Source organism: Gemmiger formicilis, from assembly GCF_900167555.1.
GTDB classification, from domain to species: domain Bacteria; phylum Bacillota; class Clostridia; order Oscillospirales; family Ruminococcaceae; genus Gemmiger; species Gemmiger formicilis.
This window is the reverse complement of sequence record NZ_FUYF01000075.1, coordinates 1-1,788: the sequence shown is the minus strand read 5'-3', so window position 1 is coordinate 1,788 and position 1,788 is coordinate 1. Positions and strand designations below refer to the sequence as shown.

Sequence of the window (1,788 nt, the reverse complement as noted above, 5' to 3'; positions counted from 1 at the left end):
GCGGCTTCCAAAAGCAGCTTTAAGTAGTTCCAAGCCAGAATCACAACAAGGATCAGCGCAATCAAGGCCACAGAACCGTTGGCAATCACGCCAATAATGACGAGCAGCACAGAATTGAAGTCTCCGAACTGCACACCGGGCAGGGTGCTGTCCAGAATCCAGTTGTAGGGTGTGCCGCCAATCCGCAAGGCAAGGTTGACGATGTCATCACAGTACCAAATCAGCAGCAGAAAAATCACAGAACGCACCACCAGATTGATGGGATTCTCGGTGTCAATGTCAAACCCTGCACCATAGCAGCGGTAAAGCTGCCACACAAGGTTCAGCAGCACCAGCCCGATGGCGGTCCAAATGAAGATTTCATACATAGCCGAAGCAGTAGGGAAGTACCGCTTGAACGTGTCCATATTGCAGCCCAACGCGCCGAGTACCGAGGCAGATGCCAGATCCAGCAGGTTCATCACCTGCGTTGCTAGCCAATCGACAATGCCGTCTAAAATGCCCAAAGGCCGTCACCTCCTTTTGTGAGCAGGGGAGTGGTTACGGATTCCAAGTGCCGCCCTGAAAGAACGGCGTGACGTAGGCCATGATGAAGCCAAGACCGTTCAGAATCGCCCAGGTGATGGCAATGCGCTTGAGCCACGCGCGGGAATCGTCCACTGTCTTGCCGTTTTTGGAAAAATTCATCAGCAGCAGGGCAACGGCCGCACAGACCACAGCTGTGACGGTGGAGATAGAGATGATTTGCGAGTAGACATCCTGCATGATCTCGCTGGCTTTCGTCCAGACGGTAGTGCCGGCTGCGGCGGCGGAATTATCCTCGCCAGTTGCGAAAGCTGGCATTGCGGTCAGTACGCTGCACATGGCGGCGCAGAGGGTTGCTTTTATGTGCTTATGGGAGTCGGAACGTGTGTTTTTCTTAGTCATTGAAACCTCCTATGTGCAAAAACACTTTAAGAATCGCCAAAAGTAGGCTACTACCATGATAACAAATTGGCTGTGCAGGAAAAAAGGCTTTCGCTCTGCTGATTTTGTGCGGATGTTGTGCAGGGTCAATCAGGGGTCAGCAGATTGGTGATTTTCTCGCAATCCTGAGAGGTATAGCCCCACAAAATGGAGCTGAGGACCTCGATAGCTTCATCCCGGTGGACATAGTAGGTGCGCAGAGAAATGGAGATGCCCTTAGATTCGAGTGCCTGCAAAATTGCACCCGCATTCTCGCACTGCTGGGGGGATAGATAGGCGTAGTATAAAATCCAGTAATAGAATTCGCCTTTCTTGTGTTTGCGGCGCATCAGGTCAATCGCGGTGTCGATGATCTGCATCATCTTTTTGCTGCGCTCCAGGGCGCGGGCATAGTTTTCCAGCCGGTTGCCGCTCTTGTTGACCTCGCTGTCCACAAACAGTGCATCCGTGGATAGCCCGTACTCAGCCTTGAATTCCTCTTGCAAATCGAGATCGGATACTCCCAAATTCCATATGACATCCCGGTACTTCCGCAAAAGCGTCCGTGTGTCGTGATAATGCGGGGATACATTGGATTTCTGTCTTTTGAATGGCATAAAAATACTCCCTGTTTTAGTTTGTCGAAAGAATTCTTTCAATTACTAAACAGAGAGAAATCAATGATTTTGACGCACAATTTGCAAAGAAAAAGAAAAACTCCGCATCGAAATCGCACATGTCGGCAATTTCGATGCGGATTTTGGTTTTGTTTACAAGGGCATTGGTAAGTTGTGCAAGGACCAAGCTATTATTAGAACCCGTCAATCGCACGCTCAATCACGG

3 protein-coding genes are annotated in these 1,788 nt (G+C 50.2%); all 3 read right to left on the bottom strand.

Annotated elements, in window-relative coordinates; all coding sequences use genetic code 11:
- A partial coding sequence (locus tag B5D32_RS14590) for a hypothetical protein (protein WP_078785671.1) occupies window positions 1–506 on the bottom strand: 506 nt, incomplete at its 3' end.
- Between the two features lie 34 nt (window positions 507–540).
- The gene (locus B5D32_RS14585) at window positions 541–927 is read right to left on the bottom strand and encodes a fimbrial protein (RefSeq protein WP_396347129.1); all 387 of its coding nucleotides are present in this window, start codon (window positions 925–927) and stop codon (window positions 541–543) included.
- A 125-nt stretch (window positions 928–1,052) separates the two neighbouring features.
- Window positions 1,053–1,451, bottom strand: a complete 399-nt coding sequence (locus B5D32_RS14580; protein ID WP_078785670.1) for a hypothetical protein — start codon at window positions 1,449–1,451, stop codon at window positions 1,053–1,055.
- Between the last annotated feature and the right edge of the window lie 337 nt (window positions 1,452–1,788).